General features: G+C 59.1%; 17 protein-coding genes, 1 pseudogene and 1 riboswitch. Of the genes and pseudogenes, 9 read left to right on the forward strand and 9 right to left on the reverse strand.

Going from position 1 to position 20,793, the window contains the following annotated elements:
* The first annotated feature begins 158 nt into the window (after positions 1–158).
* A complete protein-coding gene (locus AAEZ08_RS03805) occupies positions 159–896 on the forward strand; it encodes an RsiV family protein (protein ID WP_500123739.1) in 738 nt (245 codons plus the stop codon).
* Between the two features lie 51 nt (positions 897–947).
* Here the strand turns inward: AAEZ08_RS03805 and thiC are convergent, their stop codons facing one another.
* Positions 948–2,828, reverse strand: a complete 1,881-nt coding sequence (thiC, locus tag AAEZ08_RS03810; RefSeq protein WP_258188889.1) for a phosphomethylpyrimidine synthase ThiC — start codon at positions 2,826–2,828, stop codon at positions 948–950.
* A gap of 100 nt (positions 2,829–2,928) precedes the next feature.
* Positions 2,929–3,035, reverse strand: a riboswitch (TPP riboswitch).
* Between the two features lie 175 nt (positions 3,036–3,210).
* Between thiC and AAEZ08_RS03815 the strand changes: the two genes are divergently transcribed.
* Positions 3,211–4,665: a TolC family outer membrane protein gene (locus AAEZ08_RS03815; RefSeq protein WP_500123740.1), complete on the forward strand. Its 1,455-nt coding sequence runs from the start codon at positions 3,211–3,213 to the stop codon at positions 4,663–4,665.
* A gap of 199 nt (positions 4,666–4,864) precedes the next feature.
* Here AAEZ08_RS03815 and waaA read toward each other — a convergent pair whose 3' ends face one another.
* Entirely contained in the window at positions 4,865–6,133 is a 1,269-nt protein-coding gene (gene waaA, locus AAEZ08_RS03820; RefSeq protein ID WP_500123741.1) for a lipid IV(A) 3-deoxy-D-manno-octulosonic acid transferase, read from the reverse strand.
* Between the two features lie 118 nt (positions 6,134–6,251).
* Here waaA and AAEZ08_RS03825 point away from each other — a divergent pair.
* From AAEZ08_RS03825 to AAEZ08_RS03840, 4 genes and pseudogenes are all read left to right on the forward strand, one after another.
* Positions 6,252–6,579, forward strand: a pseudogene (locus AAEZ08_RS03825) (SMR family transporter).
* A gap of 60 nt (positions 6,580–6,639) precedes the next feature.
* On the forward strand, positions 6,640–7,815 hold the full coding sequence (locus tag AAEZ08_RS03830) for an NAD(P)/FAD-dependent oxidoreductase (RefSeq protein ID WP_102820751.1): 1,176 nt from the start codon (positions 6,640–6,642) through the stop codon (positions 7,813–7,815).
* Positions 7,812–8,621: an aldo/keto reductase gene (locus AAEZ08_RS03835; RefSeq protein ID WP_181065888.1), complete on the forward strand. Its 810-nt coding sequence runs from the start codon at positions 7,812–7,814 to the stop codon at positions 8,619–8,621. Before AAEZ08_RS03830 ends, AAEZ08_RS03835 begins: the two co-directional genes overlap by 4 nt.
* An 89-nt stretch (positions 8,622–8,710) precedes the next feature.
* Entirely contained in the window at positions 8,711–9,598 is an 888-nt protein-coding gene (locus AAEZ08_RS03840) for a metal ABC transporter ATPase (RefSeq protein ID WP_483031525.1), read from the forward strand.
* 79 nt (positions 9,599–9,677) lie between these two features.
* Here the strand turns inward: AAEZ08_RS03840 and hldE are convergent, their stop codons facing one another.
* From hldE to msbA, 6 genes are all read right to left on the reverse strand, one after another.
* Positions 9,678–11,099: a bifunctional D-glycero-beta-D-manno-heptose-7-phosphate kinase/D-glycero-beta-D-manno-heptose 1-phosphate adenylyltransferase HldE gene (gene hldE, locus AAEZ08_RS03845; RefSeq protein WP_500123742.1), complete on the reverse strand. Its 1,422-nt coding sequence runs from the start codon at positions 11,097–11,099 to the stop codon at positions 9,678–9,680.
* 27 nt (positions 11,100–11,126) lie between these two features.
* Positions 11,127–12,401: an O-antigen ligase family protein gene (locus AAEZ08_RS03850; protein WP_500123743.1), complete on the reverse strand. Its 1,275-nt coding sequence runs from the start codon at positions 12,399–12,401 to the stop codon at positions 11,127–11,129.
* Positions 12,401–13,192, reverse strand: a complete 792-nt coding sequence (locus AAEZ08_RS03855; RefSeq protein WP_181065896.1) for a glycosyltransferase family 2 protein — start codon at positions 13,190–13,192, stop codon at positions 12,401–12,403. The genes AAEZ08_RS03850 and AAEZ08_RS03855 overlap by 1 nt, the downstream gene beginning before the upstream one ends.
* 109 nt (positions 13,193–13,301) lie before the next feature.
* Entirely contained in the window at positions 13,302–14,771 is a 1,470-nt protein-coding gene (locus tag AAEZ08_RS03860) for a PIG-L deacetylase family protein (protein WP_181065898.1), read from the reverse strand.
* Between the two features lie 3 nt (positions 14,772–14,774).
* Entirely contained in the window at positions 14,775–15,668 is an 894-nt protein-coding gene (locus AAEZ08_RS03865; protein ID WP_181065900.1) for a GNAT family N-acetyltransferase, read from the reverse strand.
* Positions 15,665–17,497 (reverse strand): lipid A export permease/ATP-binding protein MsbA, encoded by a 1,833-nt coding sequence (gene msbA / locus AAEZ08_RS03870; protein ID WP_058065130.1) that lies wholly within the window; start codon positions 17,495–17,497, stop codon positions 15,665–15,667. The genes AAEZ08_RS03865 and msbA overlap by 4 nt, the downstream gene beginning before the upstream one ends.
* A gap of 149 nt (positions 17,498–17,646) precedes the next feature.
* Here msbA and AAEZ08_RS03875 point away from each other — a divergent pair, with 149 nt between their 5' ends.
* Entirely contained in the window at positions 17,647–18,240 is a 594-nt protein-coding gene (locus AAEZ08_RS03875; protein WP_180983340.1) for a phosphotransferase, read from the forward strand.
* A 29-nt stretch (positions 18,241–18,269) separates the two neighbouring features.
* Here AAEZ08_RS03875 and AAEZ08_RS03880 read toward each other — a convergent pair whose 3' ends face one another.
* Entirely contained in the window at positions 18,270–19,190 is a 921-nt protein-coding gene (locus AAEZ08_RS03880) for a glycosyltransferase family 2 protein (RefSeq protein WP_181065901.1), read from the reverse strand.
* Positions 19,191–19,392: 202 nt separating this feature from the next.
* On the opposite strand from AAEZ08_RS03880, the gene AAEZ08_RS03885 reads away from it, so the two are divergent.
* Both AAEZ08_RS03885 and AAEZ08_RS03890 read left to right on the forward strand, forming a co-directional pair.
* Positions 19,393–20,109, forward strand: coding sequence for a hypothetical protein (locus AAEZ08_RS03885; RefSeq protein ID WP_152987365.1), 717 nt, complete (start codon positions 19,393–19,395; stop codon positions 20,107–20,109).
* A complete protein-coding gene (locus AAEZ08_RS03890) occupies positions 20,100–20,765 on the forward strand; it encodes a hypothetical protein (protein ID WP_181065903.1) in 666 nt (221 codons plus the stop codon). The genes AAEZ08_RS03885 and AAEZ08_RS03890 overlap by 10 nt, the downstream gene beginning before the upstream one ends.
* The last annotated feature ends 28 nt before the right edge of the window (positions 20,766–20,793 follow it).

A 20,793-nucleotide genomic window follows, 5' to 3' on the forward strand; every position in this document is an offset into this window, starting at 1 on the left:
GTCACGTCGTGAGCGGCATCGTGGCCATCCTAACGCGGCATCGCCTCTGGCGCAGCCCTTTGCAGACCACCTTAGTCGAAGAAAGCTCCGTTGGCCGAACTGTACGAACTTCACGCCTGGTCGGTAATCGAAAGCGCACTGTCATGTCTGGACGAACCATGAATCCAACCGCATCCATCCGCAATCTCATCATGCTGAGCAGCCTTGCCGTGCTGCTGAGCGGCTGCCAGCACTTCGCCTCCGAGCGCCCACTCGAGGTCCACCAGAACGTTACGGAACAGCGACCTGCGGGTTGCAAAGAGGAAAGCTGCCCGCTGGTAAACATCGACTCACTGGAATTTGCCGACGAACCGGAACTGAATCGTCTGATCGATGCCCGTCTGCGGCGGATGACCATCAATGGTCCGGATGATCGACTACCTGAATCGCTACGGAGTTATGAGGAGCAGTTCCTGAGCACGGCTGAGCCGACCTGGAGCAGCTACCTGCAGGCCAAACTACGTGAACAACACGGCGATATTCTGGTTATCGAGCTGTCCAGCTATCTCTACGTAGGTGGAGCCCATGGAATGCCTGGCCGTGGATTCATCAACTACGACCGGGAGCGGAACAAGGAACTGCGGCTGGAAGATCTGCTGATCCCAGGGCAAGAGGGCAACTTCTGGCGCGCCGCACGCCAGGCGCATCAGCGCTGGCTGGTAGAGAACGAGCACGATCAGGACGCCGAGTTCGTCGACTTCTGGCCGTTCCAGCAAACCGCTCATGTCGCGCTGCTCAAGGACAGTGTGCTGCTCAAGTACGATGTGTACAGCATCGCCCCTTACTCAAGCGGACACCCTGAGCTGTTCATTCCGCTCGAACAGCTCAAGGGCATTGTGAAACCCGAGTATCTCTAAGCCGAGCCGTCGCGGGCCGGTGTCACTGCCGGCCCGCGATGCCTTCAGTTGTCACACCTGCTTATAGATCACCGACCCTTCATCCTTGAAGCGCGAGGACTGCTCGGCGAAGCCGGCCTCGATGGCCTTCTGCTCGTCGGTCAGGCCATGCTCGGCGGCGTACTCGCGCACTTCCTGGGTGATCTTCATAGAGCAGAACTTCGGTCCGCACATGGAGCAGAAGTGCGCGACTTTCGCCGATTCCTTCGGCAGCGTCTCGTCGTGGAAGGCACGCGCGGTGTCCGGGTCGAGGCCGAGGTTGAACTGGTCTTCCCAACGGAACTCGAAGCGCGCCTTGGACAGCGCGTTGTCGCGGATCTGCGCGCCCGGATGACCCTTGGCGAGGTCGGCGGCATGGGCGGCGATCTTGTAAGTGATGATGCCGGTCTTGACGTCATCCTTGTTCGGCAACCCGAGGTGCTCCTTCGGCGTCACGTAGCAAAGCATGGCGCAGCCAAACCAGCCGATCATGGCCGCACCGATGCCGGAGGTGATGTGGTCGTAGCCCGGGGCGATGTCGGTGGTCAGCGGGCCGAGGGTGTAGAACGGCGCCTCGTCGCAGCATTCGAGTTGCTTGTCCATGTTCTCCTTGATCATGTGCATCGGCACGTGACCCGGGCCTTCGATCATGCACTGCACGTCGTGCTTCCAGGCGATCTTGGTCAGCTCGCCGAGGGTTTCCAGCTCACCGAACTGCGCGGCGTCGTTGGCATCAGCAATTGAGCCCGGACGCAGGCCGTCGCCCAGCGAGAAGCTGACGTCGTAGGCCTTCATGATTTCGCAGATTTCCTCGAAGTTCGTGTAGAGGAAATTCTCCTTGTGATGCGCCAGGCACCATTTGGCCATGATCGAGCCGCCGCGCGAGACGATGCCGGTGACGCGCTTGGCGGTCAGCGGCACGTAGCGCAGCAAGACACCCGCGTGGATGGTGAAGTAGTCCACCCCCTGCTCGGCCTGTTCGATCAGCGTGTCGCGGAACAGCTCCCAGGTCAGGTCTTCGGCAACGCCGTTGACCTTTTCCAGCGCCTGGTAGATCGGCACGGTGCCGATCGGCACCGGCGAGTTGCGGATGATCCACTCGCGGGTTTCGTGGATGTGCTTGCCGGTGGACAGGTCCATCACCGTGTCCGAGCCCCAGCGGATGCCCCAGGTCAGCTTGGCCACTTCCTCTTCGATCGAGGAACCCAGCGCCGAGTTGCCGATATTGCCGTTGATCTTCACCAGGAAGTTGCGGCCGATGATCATCGGCTCGAGCTCGGTGTGGTTGATGTTGGCCGGGATGATGGCGCGACCGCGGGCCACTTCGTCACGCACGAATTCCGGCGTGATCTCCTTGGGGATCGAGGCGCCGAAGCTATGCCCGGCGTGCTGATCCTTCAGCAGTCCAGCCTCGCGTGCTTCGGTCAGCTTCATGTTCTCGCGGATGGCAACGTATTCCATCTCGGGCGTGATGATGCCCTTGCGCGCATAGTGCATCTGGCTGACGTTGCGCCCGGCCTTGGCCCGCCGTGGATGGCGCACATGAGCAAAGCGCATGGCGGTCAGCTCCGCGTCGTTGAGGCGACGCTGGCCGAACTCGGAGGTCAGCCCCGGTAGCTTCTCGGTATCGTCGCGCTCCTCGATCCAGGCGCTGCGCACATCCGCCAGGCCCTTGCGTACGTCGATCTGCACGTTCGGGTCGGTATAGGGGCCGGAGGTGTCGTACACGGTGACCGGGGCGTTGATCTCGCCGCCGAAGTCGGTCGGGGTCACATCCAGACTGATCTCGCGCATTGGTACACGGATATCCGGGCGCGAACCCTGCACATAGACTTTCTGCGAGCGCGGGAAGGGTTGGATCGACTGCTGGTCGACCTGGGCGGATTCACTCAGGTTCTGTTGTTCTACACGCATCAGGCTGGCTCCTAGAGAATTGTCGGAGCGAACCTGAAAACACGGATGGCAAGGGCATCGGGTGCGCCGGAACTGGCGCTGAGAGAGCTGGCCGAACGACTGGCGAGCACATCTTGTTCCCTACGCAGGCCTTAACCTGATCAGGTTCAACGGGATCCGGAACTTTCCGATCTCAGCCTTCGCTTCAAGGCACCCCGACAAGAACGCCATCGAGTCTAATCAAGACCCAGTACGAACGCCATGCCAAGGGCGAAAGTAGTCGACCGTTCGGTCATTCGGGCGCGACTGCAGTCCCATCGCACGGTGCTTTGCACACGCACCTTGACCCCCCGTCACCTGCCGCTTAGCCTTGCCCATCAGCTCTATTCAGGATGGACCCAACATGCTGCGCAGACTCCCCCTGGCTCTCGCCGTGGCCTCCCTCACCGCCGGAGCAGCCTGGGCGCAGGAGACCATCCCCCTCGCCAGCAAGACCGATCTGGTCAGCGTCTATCAGCAAGCCGTCAACAACAACGCCGACCTGGCTGCGGCCCGCGCGCAATTCCGCGCCCGCCAGGAAATCGTGCCCCAGGCGCGTGCCGGATTGCTGCCCAACTTCAGCGCCGGCGCCGAAATGAGCGATACCGAGACGGACGTCGACACCAGCATGGGCTCAACCTCGCTGTCGCGCAGCGGCACAGCCTATCAGGCGACGCTGAGCCAGCCGATCTTCCGTGCTGATCGCTGGTTCCAGCTCAAGGCCGCGGAAGCCGTGAGCGAGCAGGCCGCAATCGAATACTCCATCGCCGAGCAGGACCTGATCCTGCAGAGCGCCCAGGCCTACTTCGCCGTGCTGCGCGCGCAGGACAACCTGGCCGCGGTAAAGGCCGAAGAAGCCGCATTCAAGCGCCAGCTCGACCAGGCCAACGAACGCTTCGAGGTCGGTCTTTCCGACAAGACCGATGTGCTCGAGGCCCAGGCCGGGTTCGATACGGCGCGGGCCAACCGCTCCATCGCCCAGCGCCAGGTTGACGATGCCTTCCAGGCTCTGTTCACCCTGACCAACCGCGAGTACATCGCCCTGGAAGGCATCCGCCACACCCTGCCGGTGCTGGCCCCGGTACCCAACGAAGCCAAGGCCTGGGTCGATACGGCGACGCGGCAGAACCTCAACCTGCTGGCAGTGAATTACGCGGTGACAGCGGCGGAAGAAACCCTGCGCCAGCGCCGCTCCGGCCATGCACCGACGCTCGATGCGGTGGCGTCCTATCGCAAGGGCGACAACGACTCGCTGGGTTTCAGCAATTCCCAGAGTATTCCGGGCTTCGACATGCCGCGCTATACCGGCGATGTCGAACAACGCAGCATTGGCCTGCAGCTGAACATCCCGATCTACAGCGGCGGCCTGACCACTTCGCAGAGTCGTGAGGCCTATTACCAGCTCAGCCAGAGCGAACAGCAGCGTGAGAGCCTGCGCCGCCAAGTGGTCGAATCCACACGCAACCTGCATCGGGCGGTGAATACGGATATCGAACAGGTCGAAGCCCGCCGGCAGTCGATCATCTCCAACCAGAGCGCGCTCGAGGCCACTGAAATCGGCTATCAGGTCGGCACGCGTAACATCGTCGACGTGCTCGACACTCAGCGCCGGCTGTATGGCGCTGTGCGCGACTACAACAACGCCCGCTACGACTACATTCTCGACAACCTGCGTCTGAAACAGGCCGCCGGCACACTCAACCCGGACGACTTGCAGCAGCTGGCAGAGTATCTGAAGCCAGATTACAACCCGGACACCGACTTCCTGCCGCCGGACCTGCCGCAGACCATCGGCCAGCCGGTGCGAATTGACTATTGATCAGAGAGCCGCTGTGTTTGATTGACCCGCAGATTGGTGGGCTCAAGCCCACCAATCTCGCCGCCAAGCAAAACGAAGTACCCGCAGGTGAAGCTGCAACGCGGCCGGTCCGTAGGGTGGGCTTCCGCCCACCAAGCTCGCGCACCACGGACGGCGGCGGCAGTCGTGCAGGCTTTACCTTCCAGGCCTGACGCGACCGCTAGCTGAGCAATCGCCCCAAACCTGCCAGCAATCGCTCCAGCGCCCCTTGATTGGCCCTGAGCACGCCGAGGCCGGCATTGCGCATACGCTCTGCCACATCCGGGTCGCGCCAAAGCTCGCTGACTGTCAGAGACAATTGCGCGGCATCCTGCACTTCGCGCAGAGCACCGGCATCGCGCAACTGCACCGATATCTCGAGAAAGTTGAACAGGTGCGGACCACTGAGCATCGGCTTGCCCAGCGCTGCGGGCTCGAGGAGGTTGTGCCCGCCATTGGGCACCAGGCTGCCGCCAACGAAGGCGATATCCGCCAGTGCGTAAAGAAACAGCAGCTCGCCCATGGTGTCGCCGACCAGTACCTGGGTGCCGGCACCAACCGCCTCGCCCGTCGAGCGGCGCACGGCGGAAAACCCCTCCCTACCCGCCAGCTCGTACACCGAGGCAAAGCGCTCCGGGTGCCTGGGCACCAGGATCAGCAGCGCCTGCGGATGCTCGCTGAGCAGTTGGCGATGAGCAGCGAGAATGATCTCGTCCTCACCAGCGTGAGTACTGGCGGCGATCCATAATGGCCGCTCCAGTGCCGCCCATTGGCCGCGCAACTCCGTCGCTCGCGCCAGCAGCGCCGGGTCGATGGTCAGATCGAACTTGATCGAGCCGGTCACGTCGACGCACTCGCGGCGCGCACCGAGCTGGCGGAAACGCTCGGCTTCAGCCTCTGTCTGCACGGCAATCAGGCTCAGCTCGGCCAGCATCGGCGCGGTCAGGCGGGCGAAGCGCGCGTAGCCGCGGGCCGAGCGCTCGGACAAGCGCGCATTGGCCAGCGCTACCGGAATGCCGCGGCGTGCACACTGATGGATATGGTTGGGCCAGAGTTCGGTTTCCATCACCACCGCCAGCTTCGGCCGCACGCGGTCAAGAAACCGCGCAGCCGCCCAGGGCAGATCATAGGGCAGATAGCAGTGCTGCACGCTGTCACCGAACAGCGCCTGAATCCGCTCCGAGCCGGTCGGTGTCATGCAGGTGACGGTAATCGGCAGCTGCGGATAGCGCGCCATAAGCTGGCGGATCATCGGCGCCGCGGCGATGCTCTCGCCGACCGACACCGAATGTACCCAGATACCGCCCGGGCGAAGCGGCGGAAGGCCGAAGGCGAAACGCTCGCCGATACGCCGCGAATAGGCCGGCGCTTGCCTGGCGCGCCAGAGCAGACGCAGAAATACCAGCGGTAGGCCAAGATGGAACAGAAGGGTGTAGAGGGTGCGATTCATGGGCGCGGAGCTTAGCAAGCCGCCTGCCGGCGAGCCACAACCACCGCAGTGACTAGCTAGTTGGCGAGGACGCGACCGAACGAAGTTCACCTTCTCCAGCCCACGATCAGGATTTCCCATGTCCGGTTACGTTTACCTGGCCATCGCCATCTGCGCCGAAGTGGTCGCCACCATCTCGATGAAAGCCCAGACCGGCTTCAGCCGCCCTCTGCCCCTGCTATAGCCTGTCGTTCTGGATGCTGGCGCTGGTGGTGAAGACGATTCCGGTGGGGATCGCCTACGCCATCCGGGCGGGCCCGGGCATCGTACTGGTCAGCATCGCTGCGGCGATGATCTATCGCCAGCACCTGGACCTGGACCTGGACCTGCCGGCGATGCTCGGCATGACCCAGATCATCGCCGGTGTGGCGGTCATTCAGCTGCTCTTCGGCAGCACCGGCCACTGAACGCCCTGCGAACTGCATGCAGTTATACTGCGCATCCGTTTCCTTATCCGAGGTCTGCACATGCCTGAATCCCTCAGCACCGACGTCCTGATCGTTGGCGGCGGCGTCGCCGGCCTCTGGCTCAACGCGCGCCTGCGCAGACAAGGTTTTGCCACGTTGCTGGTGGACAAGGGAACGCTGGGTGGCGGGCAGAGCGTGAAGTCCCAGGGCATCATTCATGGCGGCACCAAGTACGCCTTGAGCGGCGCCCTCACCGGCGCATCCGAAGCCATCGCCGACATGCCGCGGCGCTGGCGCGAGGCTCTCGAAGGCAACGGCGAACTGGATCTCAGCGGCGTGCGCCTGCTCTCCGATGCTCATTACCTCTGGTCGCCCGGCACCCTGGCCGGCAACCTCACCAGCTTCTTCGCCAGCAAGGCGGTGCGCTCGCGGGTTGGTCAGGTCAAGGGCGACGAACTGCCACCCGCGCTGCAACATCCTAAATTCAAAGGAAAGGTCTACCGCCTCAGCGAACTGGTGCTCGATGTGCCCAGCCTGATCGCCCGTTTGGCCGAGCTGGCCGGTAACAGCCTGCTCGCCGGCCAGCAGGTCGAACCGCTACTCGATGGCAACGAGCTGGTCGGCCTGCGCGTCGACAGCCGCGAGATCCGCGCTCAGCGCATCGTCTTCAGCGCCGGCGGCGGAACGGCAGAGCTGCTCGCTTCGCTCGGCCTGCAACAGCCGGCCATGCAGCGCCGCCCGCTGCACATGGTCATCGTCAAGGCGCCGACGCTCAAGCCGCTCTACGCCCACTGCCTGGGCGGAGGCACCAAACCGCGCATCACCGTGACCAGCCATCCGGCGGCAGACGGCGAGTGGGTCTGGTATCTCGGCGGCGATCTCGCCGAAGCCGACGGCGTGGCACGCGACGAATCCCGCCAGATCGCCGCGGCGAAGAAGGAGCTGGCCGAGCTGGTGCCCTGGATCGACCTGTCCGCAGCGCACTGGGCGACGCTGCGCATCGACCGCGCCGAGCCTGCGCAATCGGCCCTCGCCCGTCCGGACAATGCCTTTCTCGCCGAGCAGGGCCGCCTGCTGGTCGGCTGGCCGACCAAGCTGGCGCTATCGCCGGACTTTTCCGACCGCGTCGAAGCCGCCCTCGCCCGCGACGGCATTCGTCCCGGCCAGCATCCCGCGCTACCGGAACTGCCGCGACCACCGTTGACCGGGCCGTTCTGGGAAGGACTGCTGCCATGAACGCAACGCTGCATGAGTTGCACCGTCCGCTGGGCAGCACCGGCCTGAATATCTCGCCGCTGGGTCTGGGAACGGTGAAGCTCGGACGTGACCAGGGCGTGAAATATCCCAGCGGCTTCGCCATTCCCGACGATGCTCAGGCTCGCCAGCTGCTGGCTCTGGCCCGCGATCTGGGCATCAACCTGATCGATACCGCCCCGGCCTACGGCGTCAGCGAAGAGCGGCTGGGCCCTCTGCTGGCCGGCCAGCGCGATGAGTGGGTGATCGTCAGCAAGGTCGGCGAGGAGTTCGAGAACGGCCAGTCGCGCTTCGACTTTTCCGCCGCGCACACGCGCTTTTCGGTCGAACGCAGCCTCAAGCGCCTGCGTACCGACCGCATCGAGCTGGTGCTTGTGCATTCCGATGGCAACGATCTGGACATCCTGCAGCACGCCGAGGTCTACCAGACCCTTGCCGAGCTCAAGCGCGAGGGCAAGATTCTCGGCTACGGCCTTTCCGGCAAGACTGTGGATGGCGGGCTGCTGGCGCTGCAGCAGGGCGACTGCGCAATGGTCACCTACAACCTCAACGAGCAGGCCGAGCGACCGGTGCTCGACTACGCTGCAGCCCACGGTAAGGGCATTCTGATAAAGAAGGCCCTGGCCAGCGGCCACGCCTGCCTCAAGCCAGGTGAAGACCCGGTGCGCCGCAGCTTCGAGTTGCTGTTCAGCCACCCTGGGGTCAGTGGCGCGATCATCGGCACTATCAATCTGCAGCATTTGACGGCTAACGTACGGACTGCTGCTGCCGTTCTGACCGGCAACTAAACGGTCCTAGCGCCAACGTTCATCCGCTGCGCGGGAGCTTATTACGCTGATACCGCGCGGTTACTGTCTTCGCCGCAAGGAGAAACCGAATGCCAAGAGTTCTGGTGCGCAAGAGCCCTGCCGCATTCAAGACCCTGCCCCTCTATGTCGAGGCCAGTCAGGACAACCTGAGCTACCAGAGTCTGGGCAGGCCGTTGAACTTCAGCGAAGTGATCGAGCGCCGCCGCCCGGTTGATGTTTCCGATCCGGGCCGCTTTGCCATCGAACTGGCCAATCTCGGCGTGTCGGTACGTCTGACCATGAGTTGGCAGGGCCGCGAATACTGGGTGCTGGTCCGTCAGCAGCGGCCGGACCGTGGTGACGTTGTCCTCAAGCTAATTTCCGGCTACATCCCAGCCCATGAGCTGAACCTGCCGCTGCTTACCGCCATCCAGGAGATCGCCGAAGAATGCCTACTGGAAACCCCTGAAGGCTGGCTTGCCGGGCGTTTCGGCGATACCTGGCTGCCCACTCCGTACCAGGCCAGCCTGCACTACCGCGAGGCGGTGCACTTCAAGCTCGCCTCGCAATCCGGCGCCACACGCCCGGTGCAGTGCGGCAACATGGTGCTGATGGAACGTCCTCGCGCCTATGTACACCTGCCGACCGCATCGCTGCAGCTGGTCTATGACATGCGCATGGAGCTACCGAAGGAGACGCGACAGCTCAGTCTTTTTCATGTCGATGAGCGCCTGGAAGACGACCAACTGGTCGCGCGACTGGAGCGCAGCCGGCCCGATATCTACCTGATTCCTCTGCATCAGGGCCAGCCACAGGATCAGCTGTTGCAACTGCGCAATGGCCAGTTCAGCCCAGTGAACACCCGCGGCCTGTGGCTCTCGGAAAGCTTTGCGCCGCAGGAAGGCTGGGTAGTGCGCGACGAGCGCGTTCGCTGGCGCGATTGGTGGGCGGCACGGCCGGTGGCGATAGCCCGTTAAAGCGAAGTGGATAGCCACGGAAAGCGGCTATCCACCTTTGGCTGACGATACGCTGGCGGTGCCGCGTCCGTACTCAGACTCAGCGGCTACGGATCTTCTCGACGATGGCGGTGGTCGAGCTGTTTTCCACCAGCCCCAGCACCTTCACCACGCCACCATACACCTTGACCAGATCGGCACCGACCACCTGATCAACGCCATAGTCGCCGCCCTTGACCAGCACATCGGGACGAACCTGAGCCAGCAGGTTTTCCGGAGTGTCCTCCGAGAAACACACCACCCAGTCCACCGCCTCGAGTCCGGCGAGCACCGCCATGCGGCGATCCACCGAGTTGATCGGCCGCCCCGGCCCCTTCAGGCGGCTGACCGAGCCGTCGTCGTTGACTGCCACGACCAGACGATCACCTTGTGCGCGCGCCTGCTCCAGATAGGTCACATGGCCGGCATGCAGGATGTCGAAACAGCCATTGGTGAAGACGATTTTCTCGCCCTCTGCCCGTGCATCCTCAACGGCAGTCAACAACTGCTCGACGGTCATTACGCCACGCTCGGAGCCCTCTTCGCGCTGCACGGCTCGGCGCAACTCGGGTGCGCTGATACAGGCAGTACCCAGCTTGCCGACCACGATGCCGGCAGCGAGATTGGCCAATGCCACGGCCTGCGGCAGCTCCTCACCGGCAGCGATGGCCGCTGCCAGAGTCGAAATGACGGTATCCCCGGCGCCGGTCACGTCGAAGACCTCGCGGGCACGGGCCGGCAGGTGCAGCGGGGCGTGATCAGGGCGCAGCAGAGTCATGCCGTGCTCGCCACGAGTGACCAGCAGCGCTTCCAGTTCGAGCCGGCTCATCAGCTCGGCACCCTTGGCGACCAGTTCGGCCTCATCGGCACAATGCCCGACGATCGCCTCGAACTCGCCCAGGTTCGGCGTAATCAACGACGCGCCGCGGTAGATTTCAAAATCCTTGCCCTTGGGGTCGGCGAGGACCGGAATGCCGCGACGGCGCGCAGCCTGGATCAGTGCCTGATGGTTCTTCAACGCGCCCTTGCCGTAATCCGACAGCACCAGCACCTTGACCCCAGCAAGCAAGCCCTCCACGTCGGCCAGCAGCGCAGCAGGGTCGGTATCGAACGGCTCTTCGAAATCCATGCGCAGCAGCTGCTGATGGCGGCTCATCACTCGCAGCTTGACGATGGTCGGCTGGTCCTCGACGCACTGAAAATGTGTATTCACGCCCGCCGCGGCGAGGCTGTCGGCCAGGCTCTGACGGGCCTCGTCTTCACCGGTCACACCCACCAGCGCAGCAGGCGCACCCAGCGCCGCGATGTTCAGCGCCACATTGGCCGCGCCACCGGGCCGATCTTCAATCTGCTCGACCTTGACCACCGGTACCGGCGCCTCAGGCGAGATACGCGACGTACCGCCATGCCAGTAACGATCGAGCATGACGTCACCGACCACCAGAACGGCGGCTTGGTCGAAACGGGGCATGGACAGTTTCATATAGGCTCCTAAGTTAAGACGGATAGCTTAGCAGGCAGCGGCGCCCTGATCGCCAGCCTTGAACTGCTTCGAACCACTCCGAAGAGGAGCACTTGGTAATGCGCAGGCAAAAGCCACCGGTAGCCAGACCCATAGCCAGACGAGGTTGGGAGTCGACAGGAAAGAGCTGAAATCGACGCCTATTGCGGCTGCGGCTCCACACAGGATCGAAAGCCACAATGCGCTGAGTGGATCCTTGCGACAGAGCCACAGCCGTCTGATCGAACCGGCCAATATCGCCAGAAATGCGGCAAGCCCCAGCAGGCCGTAGTTGAAGATCACTTCAACATAGAGGCTATGTGCATGGTTGATCACGGCGTCGTAACCGCCGAGCTTTCGCACCCCCAATAACGGCTCAATGCTTGCATCGGCACCGTACCCAAGAAGCCATCGGCCTGGCATCAGGCCAAACACCATGCGCCAGATTTCATCCCGATGGGTCAGCTGGCGGGTGAATAATTCATACGCGATGCGCTCATGAAAAAAAACGACGGCCAAGGTCGCAGTAACGAGTACGCTCCCCCAGAAAGCGTATCGCTGCTGCTTGGTAGCTAGAACCGTAACAAGCACGATCACCGCCAACGCGGCAGCGAGCCATCCAGACCGACCTAGCGTACCGAAGACATAAACCGAAGTGACAACGGCGCATAACAACCAAAAGCACTGAATCGATCGGCGTTGGGCGATCAAATAAAGCCAGACGATCAACACCAACGAGAAGGCCATCTGTAATGATGCAAGTACGCTGTTTTCGAACTCAGCCAACCCCTTGATGCCCGAATCGCTGATCGCAGCCGCACGATTACCCAAATCGAGTGAGCCGGCGTGCCAGAGCTCCCATAGGGTTACTGCACAGGCCATTACGGAAGCGATCCCTGTCGCCGATATAAGCCCAGCCCAATGGCTCTGCCGCTGGTGGGCGGCATGGGCAAGCGCAATGAAGAACGCTGAAACCAGCACTACGCGGCGCATGGTTTTGCCATCACCGAGCCATATGCTGCTCACTGCGATATAGGCCAACAAAGCTGCAGCGGCCCATAGCAAATAGTTTTGCTTGAGCCATTGCCTGAAAACGCTCGCATCGAGAAGGCTTAGTGCCAGGCAGAGAAACAAGGTAGCGCGTATGAACCCGGCCCACGTGCTTGCCTCACCAAACCACCATATCCGGCCTACCAAAAGCGCAAACAGCGCGCAGAAAGCCAATGCAGCACAAGCAGTTCGGAGCCAGCCCAATTGGCGCGATTCGCACGTTAAGGACAACATCAAATCGATCCACGGCCAAGGTATCCGACCGCGCCCCCCAAGCAAAACAACAAAACTGCAGCTACAACTCGACCGATTTTTTTCTTTCGTTTCTTACGTTGTTTTTGCTGGTCTGCCTCTGCCCAGACATGCGCATCATCGCCAGTATGAATGACTGCATCGGACTCAAGAATGACGACCCTGTAACCCAGCGCCTCAAACTCCTGAGACAGTCGTGACTCGCCCTCAGCAGAAGAAGAGAAGCGGGCAACCGGCGATACCTTCTGGAAGTCACGCATACGTCGCAAGCCGGGGTTGAAGGAAAAACCTCGCCATGCCGGTTCGCTGGATAGCAGGTAGTGACAGGCTATACCGTCTAGCACCAGCCGATCGCCGAGCATGTGAAATGGGTAGTTAACCCTGAAATCGTGCGCAAAACTTCTCAGCCAGACCTGCAAGATTTCCGGGAACGCCTGAAGAATGCTCAGCGATTGCTCAACGAAACCGGGCCGGTAGAATTCCCAATCATCCTCGCAATGAAAAACATAAGCCGTTTCCACAAGTGCGTAAGCCCGGTCGATGGCAGCGAGTTGCCCTAGTCGCGGCCTGTTCAACAGAACTTGGGTATTTGCCTTCCAACTCGCTGGAAGGGTCATGTGAACGGCGCCATCGCCGCTGTCCTCGACGATAATGACTGACCTGATAGGAGCAGTGTTGAACCTATCGAAACTCTCGAGTGTTTTACGCAGATGATCGAACCGCCCGCAGCTGGTTACCACCAGAGTTACATCGCTATCAATGCTGAACTGCATGTTCTGTTCACTTACCCTTGAGATGAAACCGCATCTGGCCACTGAGCAACTTCTTTTGTGCAGAGCGAGCCTTACGTCTAAAACCGAACTGGTAACGGCTGTACTAGCGTCAAACCTCAACTCGAAGGCTTGGCATCTGAAGGCCATCTGCTGTGGGTCGGCGTACCCAGAACAGTTCATGCCGCCGTACCGCTTTGCGAAAAAACTCGTCCTCGCCAATCGCTGGCCATACGCGACCTGCTAGAAAACGCTGGATAACCCGGCGCAGGCGCTTCTTGAAAGGCAGAGGTATCTGCAAGTCATGCTGCATCGACAATGCCATGGCCTTGTCGATTCGGGTGGCGGAGGACAGCAGGGGACTCCAGGGAGCATAAGCAGGTAATGGTTCGATGGCGGGCGGAAGCGCGACGCCACAATTGGCAGGCCCCATAGGCCAACGATCGTTGTCCGCTAAGTGATTGGCATAAAGCAAGTGCACGCCGGGCTTCCAGGAGCTCTGGGCGATGGCTTGATCAACAGCCAACGTTGCATGCACATGATCGTCATGCGGATCGAGCTCTGGATGTGGCATGACCACCACCTCAGGTTGATGCTGCTCAAGCAATTCAACCAGGTCGGCAATCAGGTTCTGCCAAGTGGGAAGGCCGTCGGCGTCCCCCGGCAAAGAGTGTTTATTGAGGTAGCGCGCGCCTCGTATGTCAGCCTCTTCGGACTCACGAGAGCCGTATACCTCGCCCGGATGGGCATGCATGTCAGACAACTGTAGGCAGTAGTATCCCAATTGAACGCAATTCTCTATGGGCACATCGCCCCAAAGTGGCACCGCATAGCTGTTCCATGTTCTCAAACGCCCTTTTAAACGTGCAGCGGCAGCCGTATCCAGCCCCAAACGACGGTAATAGCCGGCCTCAATTTCGCCTTGGGTCAGGGTAACAATTACAGGCTCCCTGCTTTCGCTGTATAGGCCGAACGCGGCAAGCTCTGCATCATCGGCGTGAGGCGCAATGATCATCACTTTTTGCTTGGAGAAATCGGGGTGGCTAAAGGCATGTAGTATTGCCGATTTACCAAGGCGGCAATGCTTACCCTTCAAGGTGAGCTTACCAACGCGAAGCGACTCTCCAGCCCCGGAGAGATTGAGATAACGTTTGCCTGATACCCTCCTTTCGAAGTCCTGCCGGTCCGGCTCAGGCATGCCGCTTATAAGGACCTGCGGATCAAGCAAGAAGCCCGCCCATGTCGACCTCACATCGACCTCTAGAATGAGCGTGTCGGCACTCACCGGGACATCCTGACCACAACAGAGCACTTGCCCCTCGCTTAAAGCGACCGGTAGTGCAACGCTATCGGGTGGAAAACTGTACCGGTAGGAATCACGTGGAGAATAAAACAGGTGGTCGGCGAACCACGCCTCGTGGGCTAACCAAAACAACATCGCCAGAATTGGCGAAACCCACCAGGGACCAATATTGTAAACACCGAAGTCGATGAACGCAGCCAGTATTAGCGTCAGCAAAGCCAGAATTATGCGCTTGTTGCGCCGGTGCTTCTTGAGAAGGGCCTTCTTGCGTACGGACATTCATCAAACCTCAAAACAATCCATGCGATTACACCAGCGCTCCTTGTATTCACGATCAGCCCGCCCAAACGAATAGCGCAATGCCTTGCCAAGCGATTCGGCATCAGCCCAAGCAGCTTGAATATTAGCGAAACTGAGTATACTGCCGGGGCTAAACTCTCGGCTTTCAGGGGCCACGCCGCCGTTAACATATTCGATACTAACCCACTGAGGAGACTCCACTCGGTATAAAACCTGTATTGCAACTGGTTTATTACTCAGCACAGCAATTGAGCCAAAGATGAACGGTCGTAACGTTTCGAAAACCTGAGCAAGATTCTTTTTGCCAGGCACATCGAACCCCCACCGTCGTTCGAATAAGTCAGTGTAGATTGCAGCCTGCTCGTGCGGGGAGTAACCACTCATTGGCTGCAACTGCCCTCCCGCTTCCTCGAACAAACGCAACTCACGACGCTGGTTATAGCGAAACTTGCGAGAAAACTGCTCAAGCGGACGAGCCATTGCCAGCGCGTCCTTTTGGAGACGCAGGCCCGCGAAGCGCCCTTGGTTAAGCGACGAAAGAAAGGACCCTCTATGGCGCAAAGGCGCCTGTGCTGTGTCTCGAGCGGGCAAAATGATTTCGGCGTTTCCCATATCAAATGCACCACGCTGCCCAATGCGCTTCAGCACGCGCCGCGAAAGCGCAAGGTCGCGCCCCCAACAGGCGACAGCAGCCTCGATCTCTCCAGAGCTGAGGCGCCCCAGGTAGCGCACCTTTACGCCCACCAACGAGGAAAGGCTCTCCACAAAGAAGGGATGGGTCGCAACACTACCGCCAAAGCGGTGCCATGCCTGAGCGTAAGTCGGTGCATCTATCGCAACCCACCCCCGCTCCCGCCAGTAACGCAGGCTAATCATGTGGGCGTCTCGAACTCAGCGTCGGCAACGTCGGAATTCGGCTGAACCGTCTCTTCGAAATTATGGCTATGCAGGCGAGCGTAATAGCCATTGACCGCAATCAACTCAGCATGAGTACCGCGCTCTACGATGCGGCCCCGGTCCATTACTAGGATCAAATCTGCCTTTTCGATTGTAGACAAGCGATGGGCGATGACGATGGTGGTCCGCCCTAGCACGACTTCATCCAACGCAGCCTGTATATGCCGCTCTGACTCGGTATCGAGCGCCGAAGTCGCCTCGTCGAGAATCAGAACAGGTGCGTCCTTCAATAGCGCCCGTGCGATTGCCAAACGCTGCCGCTGGCCGCCCGACAACAACACGCCGTTTTCCCCCACAAGTGTGTCAAAACCTTTCGGCAGTGCATCAATGAACTCGGAGGCATAAGCGGCATCCGCCGCACGCACGACCTCATCCCGGGACTTGGATGAGAGATCACCATAGGCGATGTTCTTGGCAATGGTATCGTTGAACAGGGTTACTTGCTGGGTTACTAAAGCGATATGAGATCGCAAATTACGAAGCGTATACTTCTCGACTGGCACTCCATCCAGCAGAATCTCGCCTACACTGTGCCGATAAAAGCGGGGAATCAAATTAGCCAGTGTCGACTTTCCGCTACCAGAGCGCCCTACCAGGGCAACCATCTGTCCTGGTTGTATGCTGAAACTTATATCATCCAGAATTACTTTCTCACTTCCCGGATAAGAAAAACTCAAGTTACAGACTTGAACCTCCCCGGTTACCGTTTCCCGCTCGATGCAGCCGTCATCCTGCTCCGGCGTCTCGTCAAGCTGCCCGAAAATTGTTTCCGCACCGGCTAGTCCTTTCTGAATGGTGGAGCTAACCTCAGATAGCTGACGAATAGGCTTGGGCAATAAGCCTGCAGCAGTAATGTAGGCAACAAGGTCGCCTACTGTGGAATCTCCTCGGAGATATAGCACCAAAAACATCATCAGCGCCATTGCGCTATAAGTTACCAACTGCAGCGATGGCGTATATATTGCCGATGTGCGAACCATACGCAGCTGCTTACGAGCATTGTCGATATTGGCCGCAAGGAAGCGGTTACTTTCGTAACGCTCACCGCCAAAGCTTCGAACCACTCGGTATCCCTGTATGGTTTCCGAAGTTACATGCGTAAGCTCCCCCATGGCGTCCTGTATTTTTCGGCTCTGCGAGCGAAACTTACGGCTTGTAATTCGCACCATCATAGCGATAAAAGGTAGTACAGCCACCATAACCAGAGTCAACTTCCAGTTCATCCACAAGAGGTAGCTGAACAGGAATATTACAGTTAGCCCCTCTCTGACGAGAACCTTCAGTGCATCCGTAGCCGCACCGGTAACCATTGAGACGTTATAAGTGACGCGAGATATCAGATGTCCCGAAGAGTGCTCATCGAAATATCGGTTGGGCAGGGTCAAGAGATTATTAAATAATGTCGTTCGCAGATCTTGCACCAACCCCAGCGCAACCCTGGCCAGATAGTAGCTACCAAGAAATGACCCTATACCCTGCCATATAGTAATCAGCATCAGCGCAAGCGGGACGCCGTAAAGCAGTTCCATTGAGCCAATTACCGGCAGCGCCACCTCGCTCTGCGTAGAATCCGCAAGACCGTCTACAAAATACTTCAGCAAGCCGGCCATCATTGGCTGGGTAGACGCGAAAATTATGTAGCCAATCATACTTACCGCAAAATACAGCCAGTAAGGCCGGACGTACGTCAGCAATCGCAAGTAGAGCCGCACGCTAGACAGTTTTGATCTTGAAGAATCTGTGGTCATGGTAATCATCAGATCGAGGACAGGCGACGATTGTATCACTCAGCGACAAGGTGCCAAATTATTGCTAATATTCAATGCTTTCCCTGCCCATGAAGCCCCTCCTAAACCGCATGCATTCCATGACAAGCGAGGCCTTTCAGCGACTTACCATGCACGCCGCCGTGCTCGAAGAAGACGGATTCGGCCCTAAAGTGTATCTGCTGGAGGACGGAAGCTTTTTAAAGCTGTTCAGACGTAAGCGCTTCTTTTCATCGGAGGCGCTGCGGCCGTACGCACGGCGTTTCGCGGAAAATGCAACGGTGCTACGCGGCCTGCTGATACCCGTCCCCGAGATCAAAGGCGTCTACCGAATGGCAGATCCGCTCCGCACGGCAGTGCATTACGTCGGACTACCAGGAAACACCATGCGCGCCAGCATGCGAGAGGCCGACGAAGCCGGACGAGAGCGCCTAGTAAGACGATTCGGACAGTTACTTGCCCACCTGCATGACGCCGGCATCTACTTCCGATCACTCCACCTAGGAAACGTGATCGTACTGCCCAACGAGGAACTGGGCCTGATCGATTTCGCAGACATGCAGACTTATCGCAAGAGCCTCTCCATATCCAAACGCAAACGCAATCTTCGACACGTACAACGCTACGAAGAAGATCGCGAGTGGATATTTGAAACCTATTTAGCCACACTGCAAGAAAGCTATCGTGAAGCCACGAATACACCAGACTTTCAGATGACCCTGTAAGGCTTCAGCCCCCGAGTTGCGGGATACACTTAAATAAGACGCTGAATAGGACCAGGCCGGGGACGCTTGATCAGAAAATGACGGAGTCGCCTCAATAGCTGCCGGTCCCACTGCCGCGCCGGAACCTGCCTGAACAGCGCCCAAGCGAAGCGCTTATCATGCACTACAGCAAGGCGCAGGGCCTTGCATATGAGACGTGCCTTGGCAGATTCGTAGCGTGGATGATCGGCAAACGGCTGAATCACTTGGAGACTGTAGCGGTATTCAGCAATGTAGTTTTTTGACAAACTGTCTCCATGGCGCCTGTAAAAGGTGACCACGTCCGGGAGAATATCTATTCGATAACCCGCAGCGGCGATCTTCAGAGTCATCTGGAAATCTTGAATCTTGATCGAGGGGTCATAGCCACCGACGCGCTCAATTGCCTCTCGCCTGTAGACTGCAATGTTGCCGCCAACACATAGCGCCTGAGCCAGCACATCATCGAAGGTGTATTGACATACAGACCGCTTCTTGTTTTTTTGCGGCAGAAGCTTTCCCGTCTCGTCGATCCTGATGGCCCGGCCGCCCAAACAACCGACCTCTGGGCGATCACGCAAATAATCAACCTGCACGGCCAGCCTCCCTGCCACCATCACGTCATCGGCATCAAAGGTAGCCACATACTCGCCAGCAGCAATAGCCAAGCCCGCGTTCAAGGCCGCACTGACACCCTGATTGGCCTGACGAATAAACTCGACGCGACGCACGAACGAACCAGGCACACCCTGCGCTATCGCCGCCTCGATCACCTCAACACTATTGTCCGTCGACCCATCGTCCACGACGACGAGCTCAAAATTAGGGTAGGTTTGCGCTAGGACACTATAGATACATTCAGCGACGAATGCGCCGTAGTTAAAGCAAGGCACAATCACCGAGATTAAAGGGTAGCGACCCGTGGAAGCCATATCACTCACCACAAGGAGGGGTTGAGCACATCATCACCATGCAACACGCCACCCGAACGGCTACTTGCGGAAGGCAAACGCGGGCGGGACGCCCTATACTGACCAGATTCATCGGATTTCTCGGTAGATCTTAACGGCGGATCATCATAGAAATGACCATGCCTTTGAGAACAATCGTAACGGAAAAAACAAGGCAGTACGAATGCCCCCACAACTCGACAGTCCAGAGCTAACAATATTCGACCTAATCGAATTTCGTCCACCGAAACGATGGATGCCGTGGCGGCGCGATCAACGCCTGCATCTGTACGTAGACGGCAAGCGTTTCGATTATGTGACCGGTGCATGGGCCTATTGGATACCTGCACTTCGCTGCAAATTTCTGCATTCGGCGCAGGGACGTCTGGACTGCAGATTTACCGGCGTACCGTCCCGGCAGACCTGTGAAACCGCGACTGACCCTAATAGCTCTGCTGGCAATGACAGCCCTTATACCTGGCAAGACTGGCGAAACGTTTACGCAAAAACGGCAGCACGCCGTGCCGCCGAGTTGTACGTTGCAACGGAGCGGCTATACAAGGCAGGAATTGGCCCCCGCCCCCTGGGCATCTGCATGGCGCGATCCTTGGTCGAATCGGGTCATGAAGATGTTCATGGCGCCTTTGGCATCAGCACGGAAAACGTACTTCAACTCCCTGTCAAGGCACCGGCTACTCAAGATGAGTTCTTGCGCGCGGGCGTACAACCTGACCGTATAGGAAGCTGCATTCGGCAACAGCTACGCGGCTATGTGGTTGACCTGAACTCTGCGGTCGGCGCAATGCCAATAAACGCTGAGGCAGAGATAGCAGCGATAGAAGCATTCTTGGAAACGCACACATACAGCAACCCTGCGGCCGTCACCCCAAAATGTACCTGACCCAGACAAAAGCGAAACTGCAGCTAGGCCAAGCCCTCGTACTGCGTATTGATCCGCGCAAGGTAACTCATCACGCTGGGTCAAAATTTCCAATCAGCAGAACCATCGAGCAGAAGCTTAAAGGCTTCCCAAAGCCGATCAGAAAGGGCGCCAGTCAGCTCTCCACACGCTATCACCCCTTTGTTCTAGCCGACGACGCTCTCCCCCCGGTAACACCGATTGAGCTGCTTGAGAAAGACAGGAGAGTAAAAGACCTCCTGTCCTCCAGCCATTACTCCGACTCGCTGTGGTATCAATCTCTGCTTGCCGAGCTGACAACAAAAGGAAAGACACGACATAAAGGTATCAAGATAACCAGCCAAGACGAGCTGAATAAATTCTTCGAGACCTACGTCTGGGAGCTGGTAGCAAGCATGCGAAGGGACGGTTACGTTGAAAGAGCCGGATCGGATACCGGAACCGCATTCATTCTGAGCAACGGCGTACTCGTCAAAAGCGCGAGCGCAGACCATCGTTTCCTTGTCGCAAGACACCTAGGAGTAAGGGATTTTCCGCTTACAGTTATGGGCGTATGCCGGGGATGGCTGGAAAGCACTGGAACAACCATTGAGCATATTGCACCCGCATTAAAGAATATTGCTGAACGGTATCGCTAAATATTGCAAGCTAACTGATAGCTTCCCA

The organism is Pseudomonas sp. E45-MNA-CIBAN-0222 (assembly GCF_040310405.1).
GTDB classification, from domain to species: domain Bacteria; phylum Pseudomonadota; class Gammaproteobacteria; order Pseudomonadales; family Pseudomonadaceae; genus Stutzerimonas; species Stutzerimonas stutzeri_AC.

Coding starts and splice junctions, on each gene's coding strand:
- msbA (WP_058065130.1), bottom strand. CDS start 17,497: ATGACCACAGATTCTTCAAGATCAAAACTGTCTAGCGTGCGGCTCTAC.
- AAEZ08_RS03830 (WP_102820751.1), top strand. CDS start 6,640: ATGCCTGAATCCCTCAGCACCGACGTCCTGATCGTTGGCGGCGGCGTC.
- AAEZ08_RS03815 (WP_500123740.1), top strand. CDS start 3,211: ATGCTGCGCAGACTCCCCCTGGCTCTCGCCGTGGCCTCCCTCACCGCC.
- AAEZ08_RS03850 (WP_500123743.1), bottom strand. CDS start 12,401: ATGTTGTCCTTAACGTGCGAATCGCGCCAATTGGGCTGGCTCCGAACT.
- AAEZ08_RS03890 (WP_181065903.1), top strand. CDS start 20,100: ATGTACCTGACCCAGACAAAAGCGAAACTGCAGCTAGGCCAAGCCCTC.
- AAEZ08_RS03880 (WP_181065901.1), bottom strand. CDS start 19,190: ATGGCTTCCACGGGTCGCTACCCTTTAATCTCGGTGATTGTGCCTTGC.
- AAEZ08_RS03885 (WP_152987365.1), top strand. CDS start 19,393: ATGCCCCCACAACTCGACAGTCCAGAGCTAACAATATTCGACCTAATC.
- AAEZ08_RS03860 (WP_181065898.1), bottom strand. CDS start 14,771: ATGTCCGTACGCAAGAAGGCCCTTCTCAAGAAGCACCGGCGCAACAAG.
- AAEZ08_RS03805 (WP_500123739.1), top strand. CDS start 159: ATGAATCCAACCGCATCCATCCGCAATCTCATCATGCTGAGCAGCCTT.
- AAEZ08_RS03875 (WP_180983340.1), top strand. CDS start 17,647: ATGCACGCCGCCGTGCTCGAAGAAGACGGATTCGGCCCTAAAGTGTAT.
- AAEZ08_RS03855 (WP_181065896.1), bottom strand. CDS start 13,192: ATGCAGTTCAGCATTGATAGCGATGTAACTCTGGTGGTAACCAGCTGC.
- AAEZ08_RS03840 (WP_483031525.1), top strand. CDS start 8,711: ATGCCAAGAGTTCTGGTGCGCAAGAGCCCTGCCGCATTCAAGACCCTG.
- AAEZ08_RS03865 (WP_181065900.1), bottom strand. CDS start 15,668: ATGATTAGCCTGCGTTACTGGCGGGAGCGGGGGTGGGTTGCGATAGAT.
- hldE (WP_500123742.1), bottom strand. CDS start 11,099: ATGAAACTGTCCATGCCCCGTTTCGACCAAGCCGCCGTTCTGGTGGTC.
- AAEZ08_RS03835 (WP_181065888.1), top strand. CDS start 7,812: ATGAACGCAACGCTGCATGAGTTGCACCGTCCGCTGGGCAGCACCGGC.
- waaA (WP_500123741.1), bottom strand. CDS start 6,133: ATGAATCGCACCCTCTACACCCTTCTGTTCCATCTTGGCCTACCGCTG.
- thiC (WP_258188889.1), bottom strand. CDS start 2,828: ATGCGTGTAGAACAACAGAACCTGAGTGAATCCGCCCAGGTCGACCAG.